Here is a 21904-nt window from a genome sequence, read left to right as displayed (position 1 = left end):
GGGTCGCGGTGGGCGCCTCTGGCGTGTGCCACCTGGGGCATTCCGGCTTCCGGCGTACGGTGACACATCCTTGAGCGTGCGATGTGGGCGGAGTGTCGCGTTATGGCCACTTCGCTCTGATCGGTCAGGATTCGATCGGTCAGGATGAGCGCCGGGCAGCCAGAAAGGGCACGCCGGGTCGCGCGTGGGTGCCAAGGAGAGGCTTCAGGATGAGCGCAGCATCGATGTCACCGCCGCCGCCACCGTCGGCGCCGCCGTTCGGCTACGGCCGGGGCCGCGGCTACCGCCCCGATCAGGTCGACCGCACGGTGGCCGAGATCTCGAAGGAGCGGGACACGGCCTGGGAGCGGGCGGCCCGGCTGACCGTGCTGGCCAAGGAGATGGGCGCCAAGGCGGCCGTCCTCGGCGAGCGGGCCGCGGGCCTGGCCCCGCAGACGTACGAGGGGCTCAGCAGGCGCGCCGGGATGCTGTTCACGCTGACGGTCGAGGAGGCGGAGGCGCTGCGGGCCGGGGCCGAGGAGGCGGCGGCCGAGGAGGCGCGCGCCGCCGAGGAGGCGGGCCGGGCGCTGAAGGACGCGGCGCGGGCGCACAGTGAGGAGGTGCTCGCGGCCGCCGAGACGTGGGTGCGGGAGAGGCTGCTCGCGGCCGGTACCGAGGCGGACGAGATGCGGGTCGCGGCCCGCGCGGAGGCCGAGGAGCAGCGCGGGGAGGCGGCCGGGGCGCTCGATGAGATGCGCCGGAGCTGCGAGGTGTACCTGGCGGGGCAGGAACAGGAGCAGTCCGCGGCGCTGGAGGCCCAGGAGTGTGAACTGGCGGCGCGCGAGGCCGAGTTGGAGGCCCGCTTCGCGGAGCTGACGGCGGTCGCCGAGGCGGGTCTTGAGGAGGCGCGGCGCGTGTTCGCCGAGGCCGAGGAGGGTGCGCGCAGCGGCCAGGAGGAGGCCGAGGCGCGCGCGGCCGAGCTGGTGGCCGGGGCGCGGGCCGCCGAGGCGCGTATCGAGGCGGACACGGAGCGGGTGCTGCGCGAGCACGCCGGATCCCGCGAGGAGATGCAGGCGCACATGGCGCACGTACGCAACAGCCTGGCGGCGTTGACGGGCCGGGCCCCCGACGAAGAGGAGGACTGATCCGTCAACTCCCCTTCCTTCTAGGGGTGTTGGTCCTTGCTGTGCTCGGCCAGTACGGGGAAGCGGCGCGGGGCCAGGAGGAGCAGGACCAGCAGGGACAGGACGGCGGCGATCGCGGCGCCGATGTAGACGTGGCCGACCGCGCTCGCCACCGCCCGGCGCAGGTAGTCGGCGGCGTCGGCGGTCAGGGACGCCGGGTGTTGCAGGGCGTGCGATACGGAGTCGAGGTCGCCGGGCAGGCCCGGCACGGGGGCGTGGGCCAGGCGGGCGGCGAGGGTGGCGTTGGCGATGGCGCCGAACAGGGCCGCGCCGACCGACTGGCCGACCTGGCGGCAGAACAGTACGGAAGCGGTCGTGGTGCCGCGCTCGGCCCAGCCCACCGTCGACTGGACGCCGACGATCAGCGGGAGTTGGAACAGGCCGAGCGCGCCGCCGAGCAGCAGCATGAGCAGTGCGGGCTGCCAGGCCTGGCCGGGGAAGGGCAGCAGCGGGAAGGCGGCCAGGATCAGCGCGGCGAGGGCGATGCCGGTGATGGCGCTGTTGCGGAAGCCGATGCGGGTGTAGACGCGACTGGAGAACGCGGCGGACAGGGGCCAGCTCAGCGTCATCGCGGACAGGACGAACCCGGCGGCGGTGGGGTTGAGGCCGAGGACGGACTGGGCGTAGGTGGGCAGGAACACGGTCGGGGCGACCATGAGCAGGCCGAGCCCGCCGAGCGCCAGGTTGACCGCGGCGATGGTGCGCCGGCGCCACACCCAGCCGGGTATGACGGGTTCGGCGGCCCGGCGCTCCACGTACACGGTGACCGCGGCGAGTGCGGCGCTGCCCGCGAGCAGGGCGAGTGAGGGTGCCGAGAGCCAGGGCCAGGCGACGCCGCCCTGGACGAGCGCGGTGAGCAGCAGGGCGCCGGTGGCGAAGACGCACAGCGCGCCCGCCCAGTCGATGCGCGGCCGGATGGCGGGCTTCGGCCGGGCGGGTTCGGTGAAGTGCCGGGTGACCAGATAGAGGGCGATGGCGCCGACGGGCACGTTGATGAGGAAGATCCAGCGCCAGTCGGCGTACGTGGCGAGGAGGCCGCCAAGCGCCGGTCCGGCGACCGCGGAGACCGCCCAGACCGTGGACAACTTGGCCTGGATCTTGGGGCGTTCCTTCAGTGGGTACAGGTCGGCGGCGATCGTCTGGACGGTGCCCTGGAGGGCGCCGCCGCCCAGGCCCTGCACGATGCGGAAGGCGATGAGGGCGGCCATGTTCCAGGCGAACGCGCAGAGCACGGAGCCGGCGAGGAAGACGATGACGCCGGCGATGAGGACGGGTTTGCGGCCGAAGGTGTCGGAGAGCTTGCCGTAGACGGGCAGGGTGACGGTCACGGCGAGCAGGTAGCCGGAGAACAGCCAGGAGAAGACGGCGAATCCGCCGAGGTCGCCGACGATCTGGGGGACGGCGGTCGACACGATGGTGCCGTCGAGGGCGGCCAGGGCCATGCCCATCATGAGGGCCGCGACGACCGGGCCGCGCCCGCGCGCGGGAGCCGCCTGCGGTGTCGCGCCGGGTATCGCCGCTTCGGTGCCGGGTGCTTCGTCGGAGACGCTCACCGAGATCCCTTCACTGTGCATGCATCTGGGGGACTCACCTTCTCACCCGGGCCTGGAGTCGCGGCAGGGGTGGAGACATCCCCGAGACGTACTGGTCCCACGGGTGGAGACCCCTAGGGGGCGGTCCCTACTTGGGGGCAGGGGGTGTTCGTCCCGGCGGAGGAGGTGGCGGCATCCCTTCGGTCCTTACCGTGGTCTTACGTCGAGGCGCGCGGCCGGGGGTGGGGAAAGCCCCACCTCAAGACTGCGCCTGGCACCAGGGCGCGAAGGTCCGCGGTGCCGGACACTCAAACTCGCATGTCGGCGACTGGCCGAAATTGACCTAGGAGAATTACCGTGACAACGGCTGTGACCATTCCCAGGCACGGGGGCACTGGAGGGCGTACGGCGGTCGCGGCCCGGGCGCGGCAGGTCGTGAAGGCGTACGGATCGGGTGAGACCCGGGTGGTGGCCCTCGACCATGTCGATGTCGACATAGCCCGCGGCCAGTTCACCGCGATCATGGGCCCTTCCGGTTCCGGCAAGTCCACGCTGATGCACTGCCTGGCGGGGCTCGACACGGTGACCGGCGGGCAGATCTACCTGGACGAGACCGAGATCACCGGGCTCAAGGACAAGAAGCTGACCCAGCTGCGCCGGGACCGGATCGGGTTCATCTTCCAGGCGTTCAACCTGCTGCCGACGCTGAACGCGCTGGAGAACATCACGCTGCCGATGGACATCGCGGGCCGCAAGCCGGACGCGAAGTGGCTGGACCGCGTGGTGGAGACGGTGGGTCTGGCGGGGCGGCTGGGGCACCGGCCGACCCAGCTCTCCGGCGGCCAGCAGCAACGCGTCGCCGTGGCACGGGCGTTGGCGGCGCAGCCGGAGATCATCTTCGGTGACGAGCCGACCGGAAACCTGGACTCCCGGGCGGGCGCCGAAGTGCTCGGCTTCCTGCGCCAGTCCGTCGACGAGCTGGGGCAGACCATCGTGATGGTCACCCACGACCCGGTGGCCGCCTCCTACGCGGACCGGGTGCTCTACCTCGCCGACGGCCGCATCGTGGACGAGATGTTCCGCCCGACCGCGGACGCCGTCCTCGACCGGATGAAGGACTTCGACGCGCGGGGGCGTACGTCATGAGCGTGCTCAAGACCTCGCTGCGCAACTTCCTCGCGCACAAGGGGCGGATGGCGCTCTCGGCCGTTGCGGTCCTGCTGTCGGTGGCGTTCGTGTGCGGCACGCTCGTCTTCACCGACACCATGAACACCACCTTCGACAAGCTGTTCGCGGCGACCTCCTCCGACGTCACCGTCAGCCCCAAGCCGGCCGGCGACGACCAGGGCGCCCGCTCCCGGACGGGCAAGCCCGACGCGCTGCCCGCCTCGCTCGTCCAGCGGGTCGAGAAGGCGCCCGGCGTGGGCAGGACCGAGGGCGGCGTCAGCAGCTCCCAGGTCACGGTCGTCAACGCCAAGAACGAGAACATGGGCTCCTCCACCGGCGCCCCGACCATCGCCGGCAACTGGACCGACAACGACCTCAAGGCGATGGAGATCACCTCCGGGCACGCCCCGCGCGGGCCGACCGAGATGATGGTCGACGCCGACACCGCCGACAAGCACCACCTCAAGATCGGCGACTCGCTGCGCACCATCGCCGTCACCGGCGACTTCACCGCCAAGATCACCGGCATCGCCACCTTCAAGGTGACCAACCCGGGCGCGGCCATCGTCTACTTCGACACCGCGACCGCCCAGAAGGAACTCCTGGGCGCCACCGGCCAGTTCACCCACATCAACGTCACCGCCGCGAGCGGGGTGAGCGACACCCAGCTCAAGCAGAACGTGGCGGCCGCGCTCGGCGCGGGCCCGTACAAGCTCCAGACCGCGAAGGAGTCCGCGGACGCGAGCCGGGACAGCGTCGGCTCGTTCCTCGACGTGATGAAGTACGCGATGCTCGGCTTCGCCGGGATCGCCTTCCTCGTCGGCATCTTCCTCATCATCAACACGTTCTCGATGCTGGTCGCCCAGCGCACCCGCGAGATCGGCCTGATGCGCGCGATCGGCTCCAGCCGCAAGCAGGTCAACCGCTCGGTGCTCCTGGAGGCGCTGCTGCTCGGCGTGTTCGGCTCAATTCTCGGGGTGGGCGCGGGAGTCGGTCTCGCCGTCGGGCTGATGAAGCTGATGGGCTCCATCGGGATGGAGCTGTCCACGGGCGACCTCACCGTCAAGTGGACGACGCCGGTGATCGGCCTGGTCCTCGGCGTCGTGGTCACCGTCGTCGCGGCCTACGTTCCGGCCCGCCGCGCCGGGAAGATCTCGCCCATGGCCGCGCTGCGCGACGCGGGCACCCCGGCCGACGGCAGGGCCGGCGTCATCCGGGCCGTCATCGGCCTGGTCCTGACCGGCGCGGGCACCGCCGCCCTGTTCGCCGCCGCCAACTCCTCGAAGGCGTCGGCCGGTTCGGGCCTGCTCGGCCTCGGTGTCGTCCTCACCCTGATCGGCTTCGTGGTCGTCGGACCGCTCCTCGCGGGCGGCGTGGTGCGGGTGATCAGCGCACTGGTGCTGCGGATGTTCGGCCCGGTCGGCCGGATGGCCGAGCGCAACGCGCTGCGCAACCCCCGGCGTACCGGGGCGACCGGCGCGGCCCTCATGATCGGGCTCGCCCTGGTGGCCTGCCTCTCGGTGGTCGGCTCCTCGATGGTCGCCTCGGCCACCAGCGAGCTCGACAAGTCGGTCGGCGCGGACTTCATCGTCTCCTCCGGCACCGGCCAGCCCATCGTGCCGCAGGCCGCCGACGCTCTGAAGAAGACCCCGGGCATCGAGCACGTCACCAACTACAAGGCGGTGGACGCCAAGCTCACCGCCCCCGACGGCAAGGCCCAGAACGACCAGGTCACCGCCGCCGACCCCACCTATCGGCAGGACCTGCGGCGCAAGACCGTCGACGGCGACCTGGCGGCGGCGTACGGCCCGAACGCCATGTCGCTCGGCGACACCTACGCCAAGGAACACGGCATCAAGGTCGGCGACTCGATGACCGTCGCCTTCAAGGGCGGCAGCACCGCCAAGCTGAAGGTCGCGGCGATCACCTCGGACGACACCAACGTCGACAAGGGCGCGATGTACACCAACATCACGACCGTCGCGACGTACCTGCCGGCCGACAAGATGCCCAAGAACATGCTGATGTTCGCCAAGGCCGAGGACGGCAAGGCGAAGGACGCCTACGCCTCCCTCAAGGAATCGCTGAAGGCGTATCCCCAGTACAAGGTGCAGAACCAGGCCGACTTCAAGCAGGACCTGAAGGACCAGATCGGCCAGCTCCTGAACATCGTGTACGGCCTGCTCGCCCTCGCGATCATCGTGGCGGTGCTCGGCGTGGTGAACACGCTGGCCCTGTCGGTGGTCGAGCGGACCCGGGAGATCGGCCTGATGCGGGCGATCGGCCTCTCGCGCCGCCAGCTGCGCCGGATGATCCGCCTGGAGTCGGTGGTGATCGCCCTGTTCGGCGCGCTGCTCGGCCTCGGGCTCGGCATGGGCTGGGGCACGACCGCCCAGAAACTGCTCGCCCTGGAGGGCATGGGCGTCCTGGACATCCCCTGGCCGACCATCCTCACGGTGTTCGTCGCTTCCGCCTTCGTGGGCCTGTTCGCGGCGCTGATCCCGGCGTTCAGGGCGGGCCGGATGAACGTGCTGAACGCGATCGCGACGGATTAGACGTCCGCCGGTGTGCGGCTCCGGGGGGGGGCAGGGTGCTGCTGGGGCTCCGCCCCAGACCCCGGAGGCCCCACCTCTTCCCGAAACCCGCCGGGGGTTGAAGGACCCTGGGGCTCCGCCCCAGACCCCGTTCGCGCCTTAAGGGCGCTCGTCCTCAAACGCCGGACGGGCTGAAATGCCCCAGTGCTGGCCAGCACCAGTACCGCTAGGGGCGCGGGGAACTGCGCGACCAGCCCCCCCACGGCCAGCAGGCCGAAAGGCGACAGGGGGGCGGGGGCGCAGCCCCAGGGCGGATGGGGATGCGGCGGGCGGCGGGTGTCGGTGGGGCGTCGTACGCTGGAAGCCCCGGCCCGTACGACGTGTCGGGCGGTTCGCGTTGCCCACTCCCCGGGATGGATGCCCTTCATGAGCCTGCACGGTCTGCTGGACGCCGTTGTACGAGACCCCGCGCTCGCCGAAGCGGTGAAGGCCGCCACCGACGGTCACCGGATGCACGTCGACCTGGTCGGCCCCCCCGCCGCCCGCCCCTTCGCGATCGCGGGCCTCGCGCGTGAGGCCGGGCGCCCCGTGCTCGCCGTGACCGCCACGGGGCGGGAGGCCGAGGACCTCGCGGCCGCCCTCCGCTCGATGCTGGCGCCCGACGAAGTCGTCGAGTACCCCTCCTGGGAGACGCTGCCGCACGAACGGCTCTCGCCGCGCAGCGACACCGTGGGGCGCCGCCTCGCCGTGCTGCGCCGCCTCGTCCACCCCAGCAAGGACGACCCCTCCGCCGGACCGGTCAGCGTCGTGGTCGCGCCCATCAGGTCCGTACTCCAGCCGCAGGTCAAGGGGCTCGGGGATCTGGAGCCCGTCGCGCTGCGCACCGGGCAGTCCGCCGACCTCGGCACCGTCGTCGAAGGGCTCGCCGCCGCCGCGTACGCCCGCGTCGAACTCGTTGAGAAGCGGGGCGAGTTCGCGGTGAGGGGCGGCATCCTCGACGTGTTCCCTCCCACCGAGGAACACCCCCTCCGCGTCGAGTTCTGGGGCGACGACGTCGAGGAGATCCGTTACTTCAAGGTCGCCGACCAGCGCTCGCTCGAAGTCGCCGAGCACGGGCTGTGGGCGCCGCCCTGTCGTGAGCTGCTGCTCACCGACGACGTACGCACCCGGGCCGCCGCCCTCGCCGAGGAGCACCCCGAGCTCGGCGAGCTGCTCGGGAAGATCGCCGAGGGGATCGCGGTGGAGGGCATGGAGTCCCTCGCCCCCGTCCTCGTCGACGAGATGGAACTCCTCATCGACGTGCTGCCCAAGGGCTCGATGGCCGTCGTGTGCGACCCGGAGCGGGTGCGGACGCGGGCCGCGGACCTGGTCGCCACCAGCCAGGAGTTCCTCCAGGCGTCCTGGGCGGCGAGCGCGGGCGGCGGCCAGGCGCCCATCGACGTCGACGCCGCCTCCCTGTGGGGCATCGCCGACGTCCGCGACCGGGCGCGCGAGCTCGGCATGATGTGGTGGTCGGTGTCGCCGTTCGCCGCCGACGAGGCGGACCTCGACGAGGAAACCCTCAAGCTCGGCATGCACGCCCCCGAGACGTACCGCGGCGACACCCAGCGGGCGCTCGCCGACACCAAGCAGTGGCTCGCCGACGGCTGGCGCACGGTGTATGTGACGGAGGGCCACGGCCCGGCCTCGCGCACCGTCGAGGTCCTCGGCGGCGAGGGCATCGCGGCCCGACTGGCCGTGGATCTCACCGAGTTGGCGCCGTCCGTCGTGCAGGTGGCCTGCGGCGCCATCGACTACGGCTTCATCGACCCGGCGCTCAAGCTCGCCGTCCTGACCGAGACCGACCTCACCGGCCAGCGCACCGCCACCAAGGACCTGGGCCGCATGCCGGCCCGCCGCCGCAAGACCATCGACCCGCTCACCCTGGAGGTGGGCGACTACATCGTGCACGAGCAGCACGGTGTGGGCCGCTACATCGAGATGGTGCAGCGCACCGTGCAGAACGCGACCCGCGAGTATCTGCTTGTCGAGTACGCGCCGGCCAAGCGCGGCCAGCCCGGCGACCGGCTCTACATCCCCACCGACCAGTTGGAGCAGGTCACCAAGTACGTCGGTGGAGAGGCGCCCACCCTGCACCGGCTCGGCGGCGCCGACTGGACCAAGACCAAGGCGCGCGCCAAGAAGGCCGTCAAGGAGATCGCCGCCGACCTCATCAGGCTGTACAGCGCGCGCATGGCCGCGCCCGGCCACGCCTTCGGCGCGGACACCCCCTGGCAGCGCGAGCTGGAGGACGCGTTCCCGTACGCGGAGACCCCCGACCAGCTGTCCACGATCGCCGAGGTCAAGGAGGACATGGAGAAGACGGTCCCGATGGACCGGCTGATCTGCGGCGACGTCGGCTACGGCAAGACCGAGATCGCGGTACGGGCCGCGTTCAAGGCCGTCCAGGACGGCAAGCAGGTCGCCGTCCTCGTGCCGACCACGCTCCTCGTGCAGCAGCACTTCGGCACCTTCACCGAGCGGTACGCCCAATTCCCCGTCAACGTAAGGGCGTTGAGCCGCTTCCAGTCCGACGCCGAAGCCAAGGCGACGCTCGAAGGGCTGAGGGACGGCTCCGTCGACCTCGTCATCGGCACGCACCGTCTCTTCTCGTCCGAGACCAAGTTCAAGGACCTGGGCCTGGTCATCGTGGACGAGGAGCAGCGCTTCGGCGTCGAGCACAAGGAGCAGCTGAAGAAGCTCCGCGCCAATGTGGATGTGCTGACCATGTCCGCGACACCCATTCCCCGTACGCTCGAAATGGCCGTCACCGGCATTCGCGAGATGTCGACGATCACCACGCCCCCCGAGGAGCGTCACCCCGTCCTCACCTTCGTCGGGCCGTACGAGGAGAAGCAGATCGGCGCCGCCATCCGGCGTGAACTGCTGCGTGAGGGCCAGGTCTTCTACATCCACAACCGGGTCGAGTCCATCGACCGGGCGGCCGCCCGGCTGCGCGAGATCGTGCCCGAGGCGCGCATCCAGACCGCGCACGGGCAGATGGGCGAGAGCCAGCTCGAACAGGTCGTGGTGGACTTCTGGGAGAAGAAGTTCGACGTGCTGGTCTCGACGACGATCGTCGAGTCGGGCATCGACATCTCCAACGCCAACACCCTGATCGTGGAGCGCGGCGACAACTTCGGCCTCTCCCAGCTGCACCAGCTGCGCGGCCGGGTCGGCCGTGGCCGTGAGCGCGGCTACTCCTACTTCCTGTACCCGCCGGAGAAGCCGCTGACCGAGACCGCGCACGAGCGGCTCGCCACCATCGCCCAGCACACCGAGATGGGCGCGGGCATGTACGTGGCGATGAAGGACCTGGAGATCCGAGGGGCCGGAAACCTGCTCGGCGGCGAGCAGTCCGGGCACATCGCGGGTGTCGGCTTCGACCTGTACGTCCGCATGGTGGGCGAGGCCGTCGCCGACTACCGGGCGCAGATGGAGGGCGGCGAGCAGGAGGAGGCGCCCCTCGAAGTCAAGATCGAGCTGCCGGTCGACGCGCACGTCCCGCACGACTACGCGCCGGGCGAGCGGCTGCGCCTGCAGGCCTACCGCGCGATCGCCTCGGCCAACTCCGAGGAGGACATCAAGGCCGTACGCGAGGAGCTCACCGACCGGTACGGCAAGCTGCCCGAGCCGGTCGAGAACCTGCTCCTGGTCGCGGGCCTGCGCATGCTGGCGCGCGCCTGCGGGGTCGGCGAGATCGTCCTCCAGGGCGCCAACATCCGTTTCGCGCCGGTGGAGCTGAGGGAGTCGCAGGAGCTCCGCCTCAAGCGCCTCTACCCCCGTACGGTCATCAAGGCGCCCACCCGGCAGATCCTGGTGCCGCGGCCGACCGCCGGGAAGATCGGCGGGAAGCCGGTCGTGGGGCGGGAGCTGCTCGCGTGGACGGGCGAGTTCCTGACCACGATCCTGGGGTCCTGAGGGGCGGGGAAGGCGGGTGGCGCCGTTCGGCGTCGCCCGCCTTCCCCGTTTTCCGGGCCCGGCGCCCGGTTGGAGCCGGGTGTGCGTCGGGTGCGAGCCGGGTGTGTGCCGGTCCGTGCGGGCCGCGCCCGGGCCCGTACGCCGGTCGTGCCGTGGTGATCAAGGGCGGACGGCTGTCCCTTTCGGGACCATTGGCCCGCGGCCTGCCGGGTAGGACTACCTAGGATTGCGAGGTTCCGCCAACTGCTGCCAGGACGGACCGCCTTGATGCGTATCTCCCGAATTGCCCTGCCCGCGACCGCTCTCGCGGCCTCCCTCGTCCTCGCCGGCTGCGGTGGCGACGGCGCCAAGAAGAGCGGCGACCCCGGACCCAAGGGCGCGGCCGGCTCCGCGCTCGCCGCCGTCGACTCGCTCACCGTCAAGGGGCGGGCGCCGAAGACCGGGTACACCCGTGACGAGTTCGGCAAGGGCTGGACCGACACGGACCACAACGGCTGCCAGACCCGCGAGGACATACTCAAGCGGGACCTGAAGGACGTGAAGTTCAAGGACAAGTGCGACGTGGCGTCCGGGACGCTCGTCCACGACCCGTACACCGGGGAGTCCATCCAGTTCACACGCGGCGCCAGCAAGATCGACATCGATCATGTGGTGGCCCTGTCGGACGCCTGGCAGAAGGGCGCCCAGCAGTGGGACAAGCAGAAGCGGACCGAGTTCGCCAACGACCCGCTCAACCTGATCGCCGTCGACGCGAGCGCGAACCGCCGCAAGAGCGACGGCGACGCGGCGACCTGGCTGCCGCCGTACAAGGCGTACCGCTGCACGTATGTGGCGGACCAGGTGGCCGTGAAGAAGAAGTACGGCGTGTGGCTGACGGATGCCGAGAAGACGGCCATGAAGACGGTCCTGGCGGAGTGCCCCGACCAGAAGCTCCCGGCGGGCTGAGCTGACGGTACGTCAGGCCGCGGCGATGGCGGACCTCGCCGGGGCGACCGCGTGGACCGGCTCGTCGAAGCGCGAGAAGGCGAGGGTGCCGGGGCTGTCGCCGCCCACGGTGACCATCTTCAGGAGGTAGGGCTTGCCGGAGGTCGCCACGTCCATGGTGTAGCTCTCGTCGCCGTCCTTCTCGGTCAGCACGATCGCGGGCCGGCCGTCGACCTTGGTGGCCGCGCCCTTGTCGGCCGCGCTGTCCTCGCCCTGGAAGCCGCCGATGAAGTTGTTCAGGTCGCAGACCGAGGCGAGGTCCTTGCCGTCGGCGGAGGCGGTGTTCGTCTTCGTCCACTTGCTCGTGCCCTGGGGCCGCAGGTAGACGGTCTTGCCGATCTTGATGATGCCGATGGTGTCCTTGCCCTGCGCGATCGTGCCGGTGCAGTCGCCCTTGGAGTCCAGCGAGAGGTCCATCTTGGCGGCGCCCTCCTTGGGGTCGGTGACGTCCGCCTTGAGGTGCAGCGAGGTGGCCTGGCGGGTGACCTTGAGCGAGTTGGTGAGTATCTGGCCGCCGGTCAGATCCGCGTACGGGCCTGTCGAGGCGGCGGCGGCCGGGTTCACGGCGGCGGGCGTCCGGGGGGCGGTCGGGTCCTTGGCGGCCGTACCGGAGCCGGAGCCCGAACAGGCCGTCAGGGTCGTGGTGGCGCAGACGAAGAGAACGGTGGTGGTGGCGATGGTGCGGCGGCGCATGGCGTGAACTCCCCCTGGGGGTGGCGGTGCTGAGCGAAGGCGGGACGGCAGGTGTGGCGGGGCCGGGGCACATCAGAGCAGGTGACTGTGAACCGAGTCAACACGGAATCATGGATTGTGATCGTTCACGGCGTGTATGGAGCGCTGTGGTGATCTTCGGTAGGGTCGGCATCACGCGGACGAGGGGAGCGGACAGGTGCCGGAGCACGCAGCGGAGGTGACCGCGGCCGCCATCGCCCGGCTCGCGGGAGTGGGGCGCGCGGCCGTCAGCAACTGGCGCCGCAGGCATGCCGACTTCCCCAAGCCGGTCGGCGGCACCGAGACCAGTCCGTCCTTCGCGCTCCACGAAGTCGAGCAATGGCTGCGCGCCCAGGGCAAGTTGGCTGAGGTCCCGCTGCGCGAACGCACCTGGCAACAGCTCTCGACCCACCCCGCGGGCGCGGTCACGGCCCTGGTCCACGCGGGCTGCGCCCTCCTCGCCGTACGGGACCGGCCCGCGCAGTGGCGAAAGCTGGCCGAGCTTTCGGACGCGGGGCCGGCCGAGGGGCTGCCGGAGCTGCTCGGTGAGGTGCTGGGGGAGCGGTTCGGGGACGGCGGCCCCGGTCTCGCTGTTCACGGCCGGTTCGGGGAGGATGCCCCCGATCGCAGTGTTCACAGCCGCTCTGTGCGCACCCCCCGCGCCGCCGAGCTCGCCCCCTCCCTGCCGCTGCTGCGCGGGGTCGCCGAGCTCGCCGGCGAGGTCGGGGTCCAGGAAGCCTTCGAGTTTCTGCTCGGACGGCATCTCGATGCCAACCCCCGTCAGTACACGCTCACTCCGCAGGGCCCCGCCGCGCTCATGGCCGCCCTCGTCGGGCCCGTGGCCAGCGTCCTCGATCCGGCCTGCGGCACCGGCACGCTGCTGCGCGCACTGCCGGACGCCGTCGCCCTGCACGGCCAGGACAGCGACCCCGACCTCGCCGCCCTCACCGGGCTCCGGCTCGCCCTCGCCGGTTCCGCCGGCATCCGTACCGCCCCTGCCGACTCGCTGCGCGCGGACGCCTTCGGGCACCTCGCCGCCGACGCCGTGCTGTGCCACCCGCCGTTCAACGAGCGGGCCTGGGGCCACGACGAACTCGCCTACGACCCGCGCTGGGAATACGGCCTACCGGCCCGCACCGAGCCCGAACTCGCTTGGGTGCAGCACGCGTTGGCCCGGTTGCGCGAAGGCGGAACCGCCGTGCTGCTGATGCCGCCCGCCGCCGCCTCGCGCCGCTCCGGGCGCCGGATCCGCGCCGATCTGCTGCGCCGTGGCGCCCTGCGCGCGGTCGTCGCGCTGCCCGCCGGGGCCGCCCCGCCGTACGGCATCCCGCTGCACCTGTGGGTGCTGCGCAGGCCGGGCGCCGCCACCCGGCCCGCGCCCGAGCTGCTCCTCGTCGACACCGCCGGGATCGACGGCGTCGCGGTGGACGGCGGCCGCGACCGGCTGCCCTGGCCCGCCCTGCAGTCCGCGGTGCTCGACGCCTGGGCGCCGTTCGACCGCGACGGCACGGTCGCCGAAAAGCCCGGGGTCAGCCGGTCGGTGCCGGTCATCGAACTCCTCGACGACGATGTCGACCTCGCCCCGGCCCGCCATCTGCCGCCGCCCGCCGCCGAAGGCGGCACCGCCGCGCTCGACGGAGTACGCGAACGCCTCGGCGCAGCCCTGCGCCTGGCGGCGGAGCTGACCCCGCCGCCCGCCGCGCCCGCCTCCGGACAGGGCACCCGCTGGTCGCTCACCACCGTCGGTGAACTCGCCCGGGCGGGCGCGCTGGTGCTGCGCGCGGGCGGCGCGGGCAGCGGACCCGACGGGCCCGCCGTCCTCACCGAGCACGACGTACTGGCCGGCACCGCGCCCTCGGGCACCCTGCCCGAAGGCCCCGCCGAAGACCCGGTGCTGACCCGGCCCGGCGACGTCGTGGTGCCCGTGCTCGGCGGCGGAGCCGTCGCCCGGGTCGTGGACGACACCACCGCGGGCGCCGCCCTCGGCCGCAACCTCCAGCTCCTGCGCCCCGAACCGGCCGCCCTCGACCCGTGGTTCCTCGCCGGGTTCCTGCGCGGCACCGCCAACAACCGCCAGGCCAGCAGCTACGCCACCACCGCCTCCCGGCTCGACGTACGCAGGCTGCACCTGCCCCGGCTGCCGCTCGCCGAACAGCGGCACTACGGCGAGCGGTTCCGGGCCCTGGCCGCCTTCGAGGACGCGCTGCGGCTCGCGGGCCGGCTCGGCGAGCAGCTCGTGCAGGGCTGCCATGACGGACTGACGGACGGTTCCGTCGGGCCCGAGTGAGAGCCTGTGTCTGAACCCCGCCCGGATCAGGCCGGGGCGTCTGGTGCGTGCGATCGCAAGGCGCCGGAGCGTCCTCGATGGGGGTACCCCCTGGTCTTCAAGACCTTGGGGGAGGAGCTACTAGGGCGTTTCGGCAACGCGGCATGGGGGTCCCCCCTGGCCCTTAAGGCCTTGGGGGAGTGCGTGCCAGACGTCACGGGCCCGGGCGGGGTTCAGACACAGGCTCTGAGGGCGGGGCGGCGGGGGCGGTAGCGGGCCGGGGCGATCCGGGAAACCGGGGCCCGGCCGGTCCCGAGTGCAGTCCGGGTGCAGTCCGGGTGCGGTCTCGGGTGTAGTCCCGGATGACGGTTGGATACCGGCCGGGGGATCGCCCGGCCGGTTGTCAGTGCGGGTGTATACGCTCGTATCCCTGACCAGTCCCGGTCCCGAACCAGTCCTCGTACCAGCCAGTCCCCGTACCAGTCTCAGTCTCAGTCCCAGTTCCAGGAGCAGCGATGCACGGCCCCGGCTATGGACCGCCGCAGCCCCGCCCCTCGGGCGCGGGGGCGATCGTGCTGCGCGTGCTGTTCGCGCTGCTGCCGCTGCTCAGCATCGGAATGCTGTCGTGGACCGCGCTGCTGCGGCTCGCGATCGTGACCCGGCGCGGGGCGCACTGGGCGCTGTTCTGGGCCCAACTGGCCGTATTCGTCTTCTTCTTCGCCTTCATCATGGCCGCCCCCGACGACGAGAACGACTGGCGGATGGACGTCGGGATGATCGGCCTGCTCAGCCTCGCCGTGGCGAGCACCGCGTACTTCCTGTACGCCGACATCCGCCACGCGGCGCAGCCGCCGTTCGTTGCGCACCCGTTCGGCCAGTACGGGGGGCCCGCCGGTTACGGCCCGCCGCACATACCGGGAACCACGGCCCCGCAGTTCGGCCCGTACGCGAACCCGTACGCCGACACCCCTGTGCCTGCCCCCGCGCCGAGCGCACCCCCGGCCCCCGTACCCCCGCAGTCGCACTTCCCGGCCGCGCCCAGGATCGAGCAGGTCAGGGCCGAGCTCGACGAGCTGTCGCAGTACCTCCGCAAGGGGACCGAGGGCGAGGCCAGGTGACCGAGGGGCGGGTCGTCGCCGGGCGCTACGAGCTGGCGGCGCTCCTCGGCCAGGGCGGCATGGGCCAGGTGTGGACGGCGTACGACCAGCGCCTCGACCGCCGGGTCGCGGTGAAGCTCCTTCGGCCGGACCGGGTCGCGGGAGTCGGATCCGCCGACGAGGTGGACGAGCTGCGCCGCCGTTTCGTGCGCGAGTGCCGGGTGACCGCGCAGGTCGACCACCCCGGGCTCGTCACCGTGCACGACGCGGGCAGCGACGGCGACGACCTGTACCTCGTCATGCAGTACGTCGAGGGTGCCGACCTCGCCGACCACCTCGCCGAGCACGAGCCGTACCCCTGGCCGTGGACGGTGGCCGTCGCCGCCCAGCTGTGCGCGGTGCTCTCGGCGGTGCACGCGGTGCCGATCGTCCACCGCGACCTCAAGCCGCGCAACGTGATGGTGCGGCCGGACGGCACGGTGACCGTGCTCGACCTGGGCGTCGCCTCCGTCCTCGACTCGGACACGACCCGGCTCACCCACACCGGTTCGCCCATCGGCTCGCCCGCCTACATGGCGCCCGAGCAGGCGATGGGCGGCACGGTCGGCCCGTACACCGACCTGTACGCGCTCGGCGTGCTGCTGCACGAACTGCTCAGCGGGGACGTCCCGTTCGCGGGCTCCACCGCGCTCGGCGTCCTGCACCGCCACCTGTACGAGCCGCCCGTCCCGGTGCGCAGCCTGCGCCCCGAGGTGCCCGAGCCCCTGGAAGCGCTCGTCCTGCGCCTCCTGGCCAAGGACCCGCAATCCAGGCCGAGTTGCGCGCAGGAGGTGTACGAGGCGCTGGTGCCGCTCCTTCCGGCGCGGGGCGGTCCGGGCCCCGCGGGGCCGCTCGACCCGACCCGCCCGTTCCTGCGCCCGCACGCACCCTGGCCGGACCGGGCCACGCCCCCCGCGCCCGTGCCGGTCACCCCGCCGGTACCACTCGTACCATCGAGGCCCGATGTCGCGGGCGCGGTCGACGAGGTCAAGCGGCTGCTCGGCGAGGGCCGCATCACCCAGGCCGTCGACATCCTCGGCTCGATCCTGCCCGCCGCGGCGGCCGAGCACGGCGAACATTCGCCGGTCGTACGCATCCTGCGCAAGCAGTACGCGGCGACGCTGATGGACGACGGCCAGTACCGGCGCGCCCTGCCCGAACTGCGCCGACTCGCCGCCGACCGGGCGGCCGAGGCGGGCCCCGCCGATCCGCAGGCCCTCGACTTCCGGCACGACGTGGCCCAGTGCCTGGAGCAACTGGGCGAGGCGGGCCCGGCGCTGGCGGAGTACCGGGCGGTGCTGCCGGGCTTCGAGGCGCGGTACGGGGCCGCCGACCCGTCCCGGGTTTTCGGCATCCGCCATCGGATAGGGCACCTGCTGCTTGCGGTGGGCGACCACGGGGCGGGGCATCAGCAGTTGCAGGCGCTGCTGTGGGATGCGGAGCGTGTTTACGGGGTGCAGCACCCCTACCCCGCCGAACTCCGGCGGGCCCTCGCCCACCAGCGCGAGCTCAGGGGAGGCTGAGCTCCCCACTGCGCGGGGCGGCCTGAACGCGGGCCGGGCTCACGGGCCTGCGGAGTTCCCCGCGCCCCTCAGAGCCTGTGTCTAAACCCCGCCCGGGCCCGTGGCGCCTGGCACGCACGCTCGCCGCGTTGCCGAAACGCCCTAGTAGCTCCTCCCCCAAGGTCTTGAAGACCAGGGGGTACCCCCATCGAGGACCTTCCGGCGCCTTGCGATCGCACGCACCAGACGCCCCGGCCTGATCCGGACGGGGTTTAGACACAGGCTCTTAAACCCGCTTTCGGCCTGCGGGCCGGTGGGTGGCCGGTCGCGCAGTTCCCCGCGCCCCTAGCAGGATTGTCCCTGGCAGCATCGATTCTGGTTGGCACCGGCATCTTTAGCCCGTCCGGCGTTTGAGGACGAGCGCCCTTAAGGCGCGAACGGGGTCTGGGGCGGAGCCCCAGCTACACCCCCCGCCCCCGGAACCGGCGCCGCACCGGCCCCCACACCCCCACCCCCACCAGCGCGAGCAACGCCCCCACCCCCACCGCCGAACCCGACCGCAGCCCCGGCGGGCGGAAGCCGCAGGACACCGAGCGCGCCCCGGTCGGCAGCGGCACGGCGACCAGGCCCAAGTAGTCGCCCGCCGGAGCCGCCCCGGCTCCGTTCACCGCACAGCTCCACCCCGCGATCCGCGGCACCGCGAACACCGCCGTGCCGCTCGCCCCCGCCGGGAGCTCCGCGTGCACCGAGCTCGACGACACCGAGACCGAGGCGGCCCCCGTCGCCCGCAGACGGTCCACCGCCCGCGCCAGCGCCCCCCGGTCCAGACACCCCAGCTCCGCGTGCCGGTCGGTCGGCGTCAGGGTGATGTGGGAGGCGCGGCCAGGGCCCGCCGAGGGGCCGAATGGGATCAGCGGGGCCCGCCGGCTCGGCGCGCCGCCGCGCATTTCGACGAGCGGGCCGTCGCCGAGCCGCGCGGAACCGAAGTGTTCCGGGGCCCAGAGGAAGATGTCGGTCCCGGCGGGGCAGCCCTGTGTGAGGGTGCGGGTCGTGTAGACCCGGGCGCCGAGCAGGAGTTCCTGGTTGCGGAACGGGTTGGCGCCGTACACCGGTTGAGGCCCGGGCGGCCGGAGCGTGACGAGCGGCGGGGTCGCGGCCGCCCGGATCAGGGCCGGGTCGCCGCCCTTCTGCGCGACCCGCACCCGCGCTCCCACCGAGAAGATCGCGTCCGTCACCGGGTTGTCGAGGCTCTGCACCGCCCGCCCCCGCGAGGTCCAGCCGCCGCCGAGCGCGGTCATCGTACGGTTCAGGACTTCCGGGGTGAGGCTGGAGTAGTAGGCGCCGCCCTCGCCGCCGAGGAGCAGCGGGTCGTTGTTGGTGATCTGCCGCTGCCCGGGGTCGGTGCGGTATGCGGGCCAGCCCGAGGCGTCCGATTCCAGCGCGGCGCGCTCCGTGTGCTCGGCGCTCCAGGCGGGATAGCCGTCCATCCGGGCCGCCCGCTGCTGGTCTCCGTACGCCGTCGTCACCCCCGCCTGCGCGATCTGCGCCCCGGCCAGCAGGGCGATGGCGAGGAGGGACGGTCCCCGCCGGCCGCACCGGGCCAGGAGCAGGCCGCCGATCGTGGCCGCCAGGCCCAGGGCGAACAGCGGGTACGTCCAGGCCGAGATCAGCTCGCTGAAGGCCGCGCCCGCCGCGATCAGGGCGAGGACGCCGCCCCCGCCGAGCAGCGCGCGGCGGCCGGGAATCCCGTACGAGAGGGAGATCCAGGCGGCGATCACGAGGATGCCGCACAGCACGAACGTCTGGCGGTAGGGGCTGCCGTTGGGGGTGACGAAGGCGTGCCAGGCCAGATGGGTCGGCTTCCACTGGAAGGAGAGCGCGACGGCGAGCGCGAGGCCGCTCCACGCGTACCGCTCGCGGCGCGGGACCGCGCGGTGGAAGCCGAGGGTGCAGGCGAGCAGGAGCGCGCCGGTGCCGAGGAAGACGGCGGGGGAGGAGAAGGAGTACGTGCCGGGCAGCGTGCGTGCCAGATAGTCCGGCCAGGACACCGGCGCGAACTCCCGCACCCAGCCCGGATGCGCGTGCTTGGTGCCCAGATAGACCGTGAAGAGGATCGGTGCCGAGAGCCCGATGCCGATCGCGACCGAGCGTGCGGCGAGCAGGACCGCCCGTACCCGGCCGCGCCTGTCCGTGTCGCGGTCCACGTACAGAAGGAGGAGCAGGACGAGTCCGGCCCCGATCGTCGCCATGTACGCGGTGTAGAAGTTGGCGGTCCAGGCGAGCGCCACGACCAGCGGGCCGAGGACCGGCCGCCTTCCGGTCCTGGCCCAGTGGCCGACCAGGCACAGGAGCGGGAAGGCGATCAGGCCGTCCAGCCACATCGGGTTGTAGACCGACTCCAGGACCGACCAGCCGCACAGCGCGTACGAGGCGCCGAGCACCCCCGCCACCCAGCGGTGCCGGACAGCCGGGCGCAGTGCGAGAAGGAGCACCGTCATGGCGACGGCGGCGGCCGCCATCTTCAGGACGGTGATCACATACACCGCGAGGTCGATCCGGTCGCGCGGGAAGACCCCGACGAGCAGTGCGAACGGGCTGCTGAGGTACGTACCGAGGTCGGGCAGGAACGAAGTGCCGTACCCGGACTGCCAGTTGAGGAGCAGCCCGCCCTCGGCGCGGCCGTGCAGCAGGTCCCACAGGTGCTCGTGGAAGGGGACGAACTGGTTGCCCAGGTCGTTGATGCTGCGGGTGTGGCGCTGGAGCGGGCCGAGCGGGACGACCCCGGCGACCGCGTCCGCGCCGCACACCGAGATCAGGGTGATCAGTGCGGAGAGGGCGGCGGCCCGGGTGGCCGGGCGGCGGGCGGCCGCGATCCGCACCGGGGCCACCGGTGGGGCGGGGGCGGCTTCGAGGGTCGGCATCGGGGTCCTTTGCTGTGCGCTGCCGTCGAATATGCCCGAGCCTTTGAGGCAACACAGCGGGCCGGGACCTCAGTTCACGCAATGGACGGCGCGGCTTCACCCGGCTTCACCCCCGCGACCGATGGGGGTTGCGAATCGTTGGGCGAATCAGTGGCCCCGGCCACCTCGACTGCCTAACATCGATCATCGCAAGGTCTTAGCAAGGTCCGTCGCCACGCCGCACGTATCTGCTCCGCCGGGAGGCTCCTTTGCACCGCCGCCGTCGCACCGCGCTCTCCGTCTCCGTCGCCCTGCTCGCCGGAGGACCGCTCCTCGCGGCCTGCGGCAGTACGGCCCATCCGGGGGCCGCGGCCGTCGTCGGGGGCCAACGGATCGAGGTGTCCGCACTCCAGGCCGAGGTCAAGGACGTACGGACGGCACAGCAGAAGTCCCCGGAGTCCGCCCGGCTGATCAAGGATTCGGGGCAGCTCGGCAAGGTGAAGCTGAGCAACATGATCTTCGATCGCGTGCTGGGCCGCGCTGCCGAGCAGGCCGGGGTGAGCGTCAGCCGCAAGGAGATCCAGGACGCGCGGGCCGCGATGGTCCAGCAGGCCGGCGGTGAGGACCAGCTGCGTGAGCAGGCCCTCACCAACGGCGGGCTCGCCCCGAACCAGATCGACGCGTACGTCCAGCGGCAGGTCACCGAGCAGAAGCTGGCCGCCGCGCTCGGCGCCCGCACCCAGCAGGACCTGCTGCCCGCCCTGGTCAAGGCGTCCAAGGACCTCGGCGTCGACGTGAACCCCCGCTACGGCAGCTGGAACGCGAGCCAGATCCAGCTCGCCGACTACCAGGCCCCCTGGATCGCCAAGCCCAAGCAGCCCGCGGCCCCGCAGACCGCCCCCGAGGAGCAGCAGGGCGACCCCGGGGACGCCGTCTCGACCGGTTGAGCCAGCGGGTAGGTTCGACGGGTGACTGCTGTTGAAGAACCCGGCCGAATCGTTCTGCTCACCGCGAGCCACCGGGTCGCCCCGGGCCTGCTGTCCTGGCCCGCGTGGCAGACCCTGAGCGCCGCCGACCTCGTGCTGTGCCCCGACGCCGGGCACCCGCAGCTGCCGTATCTGCGCGAGGCCGGCGTGCCGGTGGAGATCTCGGCGCCGGACGCGCAGGAACTCGTCGCGGCCTGCGCCGGGGGCCGGACCGTCGTCGTCCTCCCCTCCGGCGAGGGCGACCGCCGCCTGACGGACGGGCTCGCCCGCCTCGCCGGCTCCGGCCGCGTCCAGATGCCCGACCTGGAACTGCTCCCCGGCTCCTACGACCTGCCGGGCGCCCGCCTGCTCGACCTCGTCCAGGTCATGGACCGCATCCGCCGCGAATGCCCCTGGTCCTCCCAGCAGACCCACAAGGGCCTGGCCAAGTACGCCCTTGAGGAGGCGTACGAGCTGGTCGAGGCGGTGGAGGAGGGCGACCGCGACGAGCTCCGCGAGGAGCTGGGGGACGTGCTCCTTCAGGTCGTCTTCCACGCGCGGATCGCCGAGGAGGACGCGGAGGCTCCCTTCTCGGTGGATGACGTGGCGGGCGGCATCGTCGAGAAGCTGATCCACCGTCACCCGCACGTCTTCGGCTCGGAGACGGCCTCGACGCCGGAGGAGGTCAAGGCGCACTGGCTGCGGATGAAGGCGGTGGAGAAGCAGCGTTCGTCCGTGACGGACGGGGTCCCGCTGGGGCAGCCGGCCCTGGCCCTGGCGGCCAAGCTGTCCGCGCGCGCCCGTACGGCGGGGCTGTCCGTGCCGCTTCCCTCCGGGGAGGGGGTCGGGTATCGGCTCCTCGCGCTGGCGGTGGAGGCGGAGGCGGCGGGGGTCGACCCGGAGGCGGCGCTGCGGGGCGCGGCGCGGGCCTACCGGGAGGCGATCCGCTCGACCGAGGGCTGATTCCCCCACCCCGCCCCTTCCCGCTGTGACACTCTGCGGCTCCGCCGGAGGCTTTCGGGAAGGGGTGGGGAGGGGCCTCCGGGGTCTGGGGCGGAGCCCCAGGAGCGAGCCCCAGGGCCGG

The 21904-nt window shown here is 72.4% G+C and carries 13 protein-coding genes; 10 read left to right on the top strand and 3 right to left on the bottom strand.

Annotation, left to right across the window (positions count from 1 at the left end; all coding sequences use genetic code 11):
- The first annotated feature begins 209 nt into the window (after positions 1-209).
- Entirely contained in the window at positions 210-1124 is a 915-nt protein-coding gene (locus tag ACWC2B_RS17585; RefSeq protein ID WP_450717383.1) for a cellulose-binding protein, read from the top strand.
- Positions 1125-1144: 20 nt separating this feature from the next.
- Here ACWC2B_RS17585 and ACWC2B_RS17580 read toward each other — a convergent pair whose 3' ends face one another.
- Positions 1145-2737: an MFS transporter gene (locus ACWC2B_RS17580; protein ID WP_450717381.1), complete on the bottom strand. Its 1593-nt coding sequence runs from the start codon at positions 2735-2737 to the stop codon at positions 1145-1147.
- Between the two features lie 315 nt (positions 2738-3052).
- On the opposite strand from ACWC2B_RS17580, the gene ACWC2B_RS17575 reads away from it, so the two are divergent.
- The 4 genes from ACWC2B_RS17575 to ACWC2B_RS17560 all read left to right on the top strand — a co-directional run bounded on the left by ACWC2B_RS17575 (position 3053) and on the right by ACWC2B_RS17560 (position 11301).
- Positions 3053-3841, top strand: coding sequence for an ABC transporter ATP-binding protein (locus ACWC2B_RS17575; protein WP_450717379.1), 789 nt, complete (start codon positions 3053-3055; stop codon positions 3839-3841).
- A complete protein-coding gene (locus tag ACWC2B_RS17570; protein WP_450717377.1) occupies positions 3838-6417 on the top strand; it encodes an ABC transporter permease in 2580 nt (859 codons plus the stop codon). Before ACWC2B_RS17575 ends, ACWC2B_RS17570 begins: the two co-directional genes overlap by 4 nt.
- Positions 6418-6822: 405 nt before the next feature.
- Positions 6823-10356: a transcription-repair coupling factor gene (mfd, locus tag ACWC2B_RS17565; RefSeq protein WP_450717375.1), complete on the top strand. Its 3534-nt coding sequence runs from the start codon at positions 6823-6825 to the stop codon at positions 10354-10356.
- A 267-nt stretch (positions 10357-10623) separates the two neighbouring features.
- Positions 10624-11301, top strand: coding sequence for an HNH endonuclease family protein (locus tag ACWC2B_RS17560; RefSeq protein WP_450717373.1), 678 nt, complete (start codon positions 10624-10626; stop codon positions 11299-11301).
- 12 nt (positions 11302-11313) lie between these two features.
- On the opposite strand, the gene ACWC2B_RS17555 is transcribed toward ACWC2B_RS17560, so the two are convergent.
- Positions 11314-12033 carry a hypothetical protein gene (locus tag ACWC2B_RS17555; protein ID WP_450717371.1) on the bottom strand — a complete coding sequence of 240 codons (720 nt, stop codon included), beginning with the start codon at positions 12031-12033 and terminating at the stop codon, positions 11314-11316.
- A gap of 196 nt (positions 12034-12229) precedes the next feature.
- Between ACWC2B_RS17555 and ACWC2B_RS17550 the strand changes: the two genes are divergently transcribed.
- The 3 genes from ACWC2B_RS17550 to ACWC2B_RS17540 all read left to right on the top strand — a co-directional run bounded on the left by ACWC2B_RS17550 (position 12230) and on the right by ACWC2B_RS17540 (position 16976).
- The gene (locus tag ACWC2B_RS17550; RefSeq protein WP_450717369.1) at positions 12230-14338 is read left to right on the top strand and encodes an N-6 DNA methylase; all 2109 of its coding nucleotides are present in this window, start codon (positions 12230-12232) and stop codon (positions 14336-14338) included.
- 494 nt (positions 14339-14832) lie between these two features.
- On the top strand, positions 14833-15435 hold the full coding sequence (locus ACWC2B_RS17545) for a hypothetical protein (RefSeq protein ID WP_450717367.1): 603 nt from the start codon (positions 14833-14835) through the stop codon (positions 15433-15435).
- The gene (locus ACWC2B_RS17540) at positions 15432-16976 is read left to right on the top strand and encodes a protein kinase domain-containing protein (RefSeq protein WP_450717365.1); all 1545 of its coding nucleotides are present in this window, start codon (positions 15432-15434) and stop codon (positions 16974-16976) included. Before ACWC2B_RS17545 ends, ACWC2B_RS17540 begins: the two co-directional genes overlap by 4 nt.
- 440 nt (positions 16977-17416) lie before the next feature.
- On the opposite strand, the gene ACWC2B_RS17535 is transcribed toward ACWC2B_RS17540, so the two are convergent.
- Positions 17417-19876, bottom strand: coding sequence for a YfhO family protein (locus ACWC2B_RS17535; RefSeq protein WP_450717363.1), 2460 nt, complete (start codon positions 19874-19876; stop codon positions 17417-17419).
- A 248-nt stretch (positions 19877-20124) separates the two neighbouring features.
- On the opposite strand from ACWC2B_RS17535, the gene ACWC2B_RS17530 reads away from it, so the two are divergent.
- Both ACWC2B_RS17530 and ACWC2B_RS17525 read left to right on the top strand, forming a co-directional pair.
- Positions 20125-20802, top strand: coding sequence for a SurA N-terminal domain-containing protein (locus ACWC2B_RS17530; RefSeq protein WP_450717361.1), 678 nt, complete (start codon positions 20125-20127; stop codon positions 20800-20802).
- A 21-nt stretch (positions 20803-20823) separates the two neighbouring features.
- Complete coding sequence (locus ACWC2B_RS17525; RefSeq protein ID WP_450717359.1) at positions 20824-21783, top strand: nucleoside triphosphate pyrophosphohydrolase; 960 nt, start codon at positions 20824-20826, stop codon at positions 21781-21783.
- Positions 21784-21904 lie beyond the last annotated feature (121 nt).

The sequence above is a fragment of the Streptomyces sp. NPDC001415 genome, assembly GCF_053597395.1.
The sequence above is the reverse complement of the archived record's forward strand: the minus strand, read 5'-3'. Positions and strand labels throughout refer to the sequence as shown.